This is a genomic window from Citrifermentans bremense R1 (assembly GCF_000426865.1).
GTDB lineage: Bacteria > Desulfobacterota > Desulfuromonadia > Geobacterales > Geobacteraceae > Geomonas > Geomonas bremensis.
On sequence record NZ_AUGE01000005.1, the window covers coordinates 371276 to 378958 of the forward strand.

A 7683-nucleotide genomic window follows, 5' to 3' on the forward strand; every position below is an offset into this window, starting at 1 on the left:
TCTCTTTTCCCAGTTCAGCAGCAGCCTTAATGGCAACACAGGCATCTGACCAGAGACAAGGAGGATTTATGCAAGGCACGCTATGGAAAAAGTTTTCAACTTTCTTGATTGCCTCAACCGCTGCAGCCGCACTGTTTCTGGGCGGCTGCGAAGGGGACAAGGGTGATCGGGGTGAACCTGGCAAGAACGCCACCTCATTCACCAATATAAGCTCCCTTACCCCGCAACAGCAGGCGAATCTCACCTTCGACCAGACCAACAGCACGGTTACCAGCATCTCCATCAGCAGTCCGCCGGTCGTCAAGTTCAAGATCCTCGACAGCAACGGTAACCCCGTAGTCGGCATCGGTGCCAGGAACTCGACTGGGCAGTTGCAAAACCTCGGCTTCACCCTTGCTAAACTCGTTCCCGGCACCAACGGCAGCCCGTCTCACTGGGTGAACTACTTAGTGACCACTGTTCCGGCCCCAGGCTCCAGCACACCGGCTGCAGCCAGGGCACCCGAGCGCGACCGTGAGGGGACCTTGATTGACAACGGCGACGGCACCTACCAGTACACCTTCGCCCGCGACATCACCCAGATACAGACCCAGGTTAACGCCATGACCTTCACCGGTAACAACCGCAGAAGCGACCTGGGCGATTTGACCTATCAGCCGAACCTTACCCACCGCCTGGTGATCCAGTACGGCGGGACCATCCTGAACACCTCCCCGTCGGTTCCCTTCAAAAATGCGCTCAACATCGTCTACGATTTCATCCCGGCTACCGGCCAGGTGGTGACCTCCTCGACCTCTAACGCACAGGAGCGCAACATCGTGTTCACCAAGTACTGCAACGAGTGTCACGGAAGCCCGGGCGATCCCAATAACCTCAACGACAAGGGCTTCGGCTTGGGCATCACAACGCCTCATTCCGGCCGCGTAGATACCCGCTACTGCGCGATCTGCCATACGAGCCAGCGTGCCTACGGACACGCCATCTCCGTTGCTACCGCCGGCGCCTTCACCCCCGGAAACATTTATGTCACAGCCGACAGCGCCACGGCAGACGTTAACACGGACGACGTGCAAGTCATGGGAGAGTTCGTGACCATGGTGCACAAGATCCACATGGGAAGCAACCTGACCCTGACTGGCTCGAACTATGCGGGGCTAGCTTTCAACGAGATCGCCTACAGCCAGGACCCGGCGCTCTGCCGCAAGTGCCACAGAGGCGACACGCCTCAGCAACTGGCGGTCACTCCGCAGGGGAACAACTGGAATACCATGCCCAGCCGCAAGGCCTGCGGTTCCTGCCACGACGGCGTCCACTTCTCGACTGGCGTGGGCCACGACGGCACACTGGTACAGACCAATGACTCGGCCTGCACCGGCTGCCATACCACGACGGCGATCCAGACTTCGCACGCCAGGGCGCTCGCCAGCCCCCTCAATCCGCAGCCGATCGCCGGGCTGACCAACTTCGAATACCAGCTGCAAAGCGCGACCATCAACGGGACCAGCAACGACTTGACCATCGTCTTCCGCATCCTCGGCAATGGCACCCCCATCACGCTGGCCACGGCCGCGCCCGGCCTCACCGCGCCGCTTGCCGGCTTCACCGGCAGCCCGTCCTTCCTGCTGGCCTACGCAAGCCCTCAGTTGGAGACCGGCACCGCTGTTCCGGCCGATTACAACAACCTCGGCAAAGTGGAGGCGCAACCTGCCTTGGTATCCATCGCCGCGCTGCTCAATACGACCACTAACGCAGCTGTTGGCAGCATCGCTGGCCCGGACAGCAACGGCTTCTACACGGCGACCATCAAATCGGCGGCAGCCTTCCCGGTAGGGGCGAGTATGCGCGCGGTCGGGATGCAGAGCTACTTCACCCAGACCGGTTTTGACGCCTCGATCGCCGGCCGCCACACCAAGGCGGTCATCATACCTGTCACGGGCGACACAGCGCGCCGCACGGTAGTCGATCCCGAAAAGTGCGCCAGGTGCCACGAGTTCTTCGAAGCCCACGGCGGGCAGCGGGTGTACCAGACCCAGCTCTGCGTAACCTGCCATAACCCCAACCTGACCACCAGCGGCCGTGCCATCTCCGACGCCAAGCTCGCCGGCTTTGCCTTCACGCCAATCCAGCTCGGCATCCTTACCACTTGGGACCCGGCCTTCAACAAGGCCACCCCGGGATACGCCCTCAACAACTTCCCCGAGTTCTCCAACAACTTCAAGGACCTGATCCACGGAATCCATGCCGGGAGCGCGGCAGAAGGCGGCATCCGCACCAACCCGATCCGCGACGTGCGTAACGGCCCGGGTCCGGGGGGCATCACCCTGATCGCCGGCGAGGAAATCACCTTCCCGAACCTGCTGTCCAACTGCGAGGCCTGCCACCTGAGCGCCCCCGCCGGCACCAACCGCCAGACCTACAAGGCGAACCTGCCGCCCAACGTCCTGCCGTCGACCCAGGTGACCAAGGGCGCCTCTGTCGCGACGACCGGCGACATCACCGCGGCACGCACCACGGTCCCCAACCTCACTGACCTGGTGGTGGCGCCCATCACCGCCTCCTGCGTCAGCTGCCACGACAGCGCGTTGGCCAAGTCGCACATGCTGGCTAACGGCGCGCAGCTTGGCGCCGGCCTGGCTGGGCCGTCCTACACCAACATGGGCGTCCAGCGCTCGACCCTGCCGTCCGCCACCGAGCAATGCGTGCTCTGCCACGGCGAAGGGCGGGTGGCCGACGTCGTAGTGGTTCACCAGAGGTAACAATAAGCGCCACAACCGGCCGGGGCACGAGAGTGCCCCGGCCCATCGCTCCTCGAAAACACCTGCAGAACCGGGGGCCCATCTGCCCCCGGTTTTATTTGCAACTGCATTTCCCCACCAGCAAACAGAGACGGAACCAAGAAAGGAGGAAATGTCTTGAAAATCCAAAAGAAAATAACGGGAGCCGTCCGTCCCTGTGTTTTGAAGCTAGCGGGAACCGCACTGGTTACCTGTTCCCTGCTTGCCTTCAACCACCCGGCGGCTTACGCAACCTCGATTTCCGGAGATTCCCTGACCATCCTGCGCCTGAGGGAGAACACGCGGGATGACCAACTGTTCCCGCTCTACGAGTACCTGAACCTCTCAGCGAGCGACACCGGCAGCCAAGGGACCATATCGGTTCAGTTGGGCGGCTGGGGACGCATCGACCTGGGGGACAGAAGCAGCCAAAGAAGGAGCGACGGAGACATCCAGTATGGCTTCCTGAGCTACCGGGCCAACAAGAACAACCTCCAGTTCAACGCCGGACGCCAGTGGGTAGTCGAGGGGGTCGCCACCGAGAGGCTTGACGGCCTGTACCTGAGGACCGATCTCGCCGCCGGCTTTACCGCGGCGACCTTCGTCGGCACCCCCGTCACTACCAACCCGAACTTCGAAGGGGGAGAACTGTTCTACGGCGGCCGGATCGCCCACACCATGCCCACGTACTATTCCATCGGCCTCTCGGCCCTCAGAAACGAGACCGACGCTGAAGGCCTGCGCGAAGAGGAAGGGGTCGACCTCTGGCTGCACCCGATACCGCAGCTGGACATAAGCGGCCGCTCCAGCTACAACTCGCTCAGTAAAGGCTGGGCCGAACACGCCTACACCCTGAGTGTAACCCCGATGGACGCGCTGAGGCTGAGCGCCTCGATGCAGCGCATCGACTATCAGGACTACTTCTACCATGTCACTACCAGCGCCCTCAGCCTCACCAACGGCATTCTGGATCCCAACGAGGAGCTCTGGAACGTCGGGGGAAGCATAGGACTCCTCCCCACGAAGAACGTAAACGTCGCGCTGGAGTACAACCGTTACGAGTACGAGATCGCCGGCAAGGCCGACTACTACGGCGTTACCGCCAGTTTCACGACCCCTACCGCCCTGACCGCCGGCGCCTCCTTCCACCGCATGGACGGCGACACGGGACCTTTGCGCTACAACCAGTACCGGGCCTGGGCTACGCAAAAGTTCGGACCGGCCGACCTGACCCTCGATTTCTTCGATGTTGATTTCGACAGCAGCATCACCGGGAGAACCAACACCTACTCCCTGGCCGCGGCCGCTGGATACAACTTCAACCGAAGCCTGAGAGTCGCAGCGGACATCGACTACCAAAGGAGCACCGACTTCGACAACGAGCTGCGCGGATTGGTGAAGCTGAGTTATGCATTTGGCTTCGGAAAGGAGGGGAAATAGTGAAAAAGATATCGTTGATGGTCCTGATGGGAGTGACGCTGTCGTTTCTTTACGCCTGTGCCAGCACCAGCAGCATAGCCCGGGTGCACCCCGAGGAGGTAAAGGGACTTCCCAGATGCGCGGAATGCCATACCGACACCTGGACCGCGCTGAACCACCAGGCACAGGACTTCTACCTGAAGCATAAATTCTACGCCGCCCAGCAGCGGGCCGCCTGCTCAACCTGCCACAAGGAATCCTTCTGTGTCGACTGCCATGCACATAAAGAGGAAATCAAGCCCAACGACAAGTACAAGGAGAGGCCCGAGCTGAATCTGCCTCACCGGGGCGATTACCTCAGCCGGCACAGGATCGACGGCAGGATCAATCCCGCCTCCTGCGTTAAGTGCCACGGGAGAGAAAACAACGAGAGGTGCAAGACATGCCATCGATAACCAGACCAGCTCAAGCTGTCATGCTTTGGTGCCTTTTGGTCCTGCTGCTCGCCGGTTGCGGGGACAACAACTCGCACTCAAGCTACGACCCCGACCTGGGCGCCCATCCCGACGACTGGCTTCCAGCCCGGCATGCGGCAGCCGCCTTCGGGCACCTGCAGGACTGTACCCAGTGCCACGGCACGGATCTGACCGGCGGCATCTCCAAGGTCGCCTGCACGGGTTGTCATCTGGGCAGCCCAACGGACGTGCACCCGCTTGAGTGGGGGGCGCACGATTACGCACGGCACGGTGAGTGGATCCGGCAGCAAGTGCTGCAAACAGGGCGCACACTGGCCGATATCGGCACCCTGGGGTCCGGCACCCTCGGCACCACGCTCATCGGTCCGGCCACCCAGGTGACCGCTAGTTGCGCCACCGCCTTCTGCCACGGCAGCAACTACCGGGGTGTGGCAAATTCCGGCCCGTCCTGCTTCGATGACCAACCGGGGGTAGTCGATTCCAGCTGCCACATCGGCAACGCCTTCTCGGTCCACCCGATCAGCTGGCTGCCGCCCAGACTCACCACCAGGGTAGGATTCCCCGTCCCGACCATCCTTCCTGCCCACGGCGTGTACGTCGAGACCTACGGCCCCGCCGAGTGCTCGATACCTATCTGCCACGGTACCGGCACACCCGAGACCATCCACGTAGGCGCCGGAAGCACCAGGATAACCGGGACCACGCCCACCACGCCGAACTTCGGCCAGACCGGATTCACCGGCTTTGCCATGTTCACCACAGGGACCGCAAGGGTCCAGGTCGCCAACACGGGACGCTCCTGCGCGGCATGCCATTTCTGACGCCACGGCACTCCTGAAGCAAGCAAAAAGGGGGCCCCGGATCCGATCCGGGAGCCCCCTCTTTTTGCAGCCAAGGCCTTTTCCCCTACGATCCTTTGCTGTGGTCACCCCTGTTCCAGCAGGTTTGACAGTTCCGATCGCTCGTGCGCGACCCGCACCTGGCTCCATCCCAACTCCTGCGCCATCATCTCCAGCACCACCGGAGCCGCTATCTGCGCCCCCCTCTGGTCCAAAAGCGCCAAGGGAATGCGCCGCTCCAGGAAATCCGAGGGAGAGAGCGCCATCTCGTTCCGTACCGCGTAAAGCACCTCGCCCTTAAGGTAGGGGTGCGGCGGCACCAGCCTATCCCCCAGCTCTCCCTGGCAAAGCTGCGCCACATCGGTCGCCAATGTCCCGTAGGAGCCGTGCAGATGCAGGGCGACGTCGGGGGGAAGCTTAAAGCGCTTCGCCAACGCGGTAGCCCCCTGCTCCTCGACCCCCTTGCCGCCATGCAGCATGATACGGTCGGTGCGGCAGGCCCCGGTGGGGGCGAGTCCCATATTGGCGACAGCAAAATCGACCGTGTCGAGCGCCATCTTGCGGTAGGTGGTCCACTTCCCGCCGACGATGGTGATGAGCCCGGTGGGGGAGCAGCTGATGACGTGGTCGCGCGCAAGCTCCGCCGTATCCGCCGTGTAAGGATCGTGCACCAGCGGCCTCAACCCAGCCCAGCGCGCCATTATGTCCCCCTCGTCCACGGTGAGGTTGAAATAGCGCCGCAGGTGGCGCAGCAGGTAATCCACGTCCTTGTCGTCGGCAACCGGCGTAGTGCCGGCCGTTGCGGGTTCCTCCGTGGTGCCGACCAGGCACATCCCCTGCCAGGGGAGGATGAAGACGACGCGCCCGTCCTCGGTCTTGGGGATCATGATCCCGGTGTCTGCCGGGGCGAACTTCCCTGGGAGCACGATATGGCTGCCGCGGCTCAACCGCAAAAGCGGCGCGGCCGTAGGGTCGTCCATCCGGCGCAGGAGGTCAGCGGAAGGGCCGCAGGCGTTCACCACGCAGCGGGCCCGGATCTGCCAGGAAGCCCCCCCCAAGGGGTCCCGCACCAGTGCGCCGGCCACCCTCCCCTTTTCCCGGACCAGCCCGACCACCTCCAGATAGTTGCTGAGGGCGGCCCCCTCCCTCAGTGCGGTCAGCGCCAGCGCGACGTTCATGCGGGCGTCGTTGAACTGCCCGTCGTAGTAGAGGACTCCGCCTTTGAGCCCCTCCCCTTTTATCTGGGGAAAACGCCGCAGCATCTCGGAAGGGGAAAGGTAACGGCTGTGCCCGAGGCCCGCACCGCGCGCCAAAAGGTCGTAGAACTTGAGCCCAGCCCAGATGTACGGGACCTGCGCCAGCCGGTACAGCGGCGAGACCAGGGTCAATCGTTGGCACAGGTGGGGCGCGATCTTCAACAGCACGCCGCGTTCGTGCAGCGCGTCGCGCACCAGGTTGAACTGAACCCTGTCCCGGTGCAGGACCGCAGCCTCCAGATAGCGCACACCTCCGTGCAAAAGCTTCGTGCTCCTGCCGCTGGTGCCGCCGGCGAAATCCCGCCGCTCGGCCAGCGCCACCTTGAGGCCCCGGCTTGCCGCGTCGAGCGCGATACCGCAGCCGGTAGCGCCTCCGCCTACCACGAGAAGATCGAAGATCTCCCCCGATTTCAGCCTGTCCAGACGCTCTTTTCTGTCAGTCACCTAAACCTCCAAAACATTAAAGGCATGCACCACCGAGGACACAGAGGATCACAGAGGAAAACCATAACTGCAAAGGCGTTTAACAGGTATAAAAACGGATGAAAGGGATAAAACCATGCAAAAGCTTCTGGTTTAACCAATATGTTTTTTGTTTTTGCAGTTATCCCCAGTAGTGTCCGGTTAAGAAATTGCACGTCTGAGCGCGCTCTTTAAAAATCGAATAAAAAGCAGTGTTGTGGCATTTTTCTCTTGACAAGGAGAGGGAAAAACGCGCGGCGCATATTCATAACTAACTGATATTGCGGAGTTATGAATATGCCACAACATTGCTTGCCTTGTGCCAGGCATACGGCACCCTTTTCTTTCATGCGTCTGTTCAAGCCTGCCCTTGATGAGGTATCTTCAGTCACCCCAGTACAATCAAGGAGCAACAGACCCATGACCTTTACCTTTGAACATCACCTGAAAGCGTTGG

General features: G+C 61.8%; 5 protein-coding genes. 4 read left to right on the forward strand and 1 reads right to left on the reverse strand.

The features are described 5' to 3' along the window. The first annotated feature begins 68 nt into the window (after positions 1-68). From K419_RS0106315 to K419_RS0106330, 4 genes are all read left to right on the forward strand, one after another. Positions 69-2756, forward strand: coding sequence for an OmcA/MtrC family decaheme c-type cytochrome (locus tag K419_RS0106315; protein WP_026840843.1), 2688 nt, complete (start codon positions 69-71; stop codon positions 2754-2756). Between the two features lie 156 nt (positions 2757-2912). After that, a complete protein-coding gene (locus K419_RS0106320) occupies positions 2913-4214 on the forward strand; it encodes a porin (protein WP_026840844.1) in 1302 nt (433 codons plus the stop codon). Beyond that, positions 4214-4648: a hypothetical protein gene (locus K419_RS0106325; RefSeq protein ID WP_026840845.1), complete on the forward strand. Its 435-nt coding sequence runs from the start codon at positions 4214-4216 to the stop codon at positions 4646-4648. Before K419_RS0106320 ends, K419_RS0106325 begins: the two co-directional genes overlap by 1 nt. After that, on the forward strand, positions 4636-5490 hold the full coding sequence (locus tag K419_RS0106330; protein WP_026840846.1) for a hypothetical protein: 855 nt from the start codon (positions 4636-4638) through the stop codon (positions 5488-5490). Before K419_RS0106325 ends, K419_RS0106330 begins: the two co-directional genes overlap by 13 nt. Positions 5491-5594: 104 nt before the next feature. Here the strand turns inward: K419_RS0106330 and K419_RS0106335 are convergent, their stop codons facing one another. Then, positions 5595-7208: a glycerol-3-phosphate dehydrogenase/oxidase gene (locus K419_RS0106335; protein ID WP_026840847.1), complete on the reverse strand. Its 1614-nt coding sequence runs from the start codon at positions 7206-7208 to the stop codon at positions 5595-5597. Between the last annotated feature and the right edge of the window lie 475 nt (positions 7209-7683).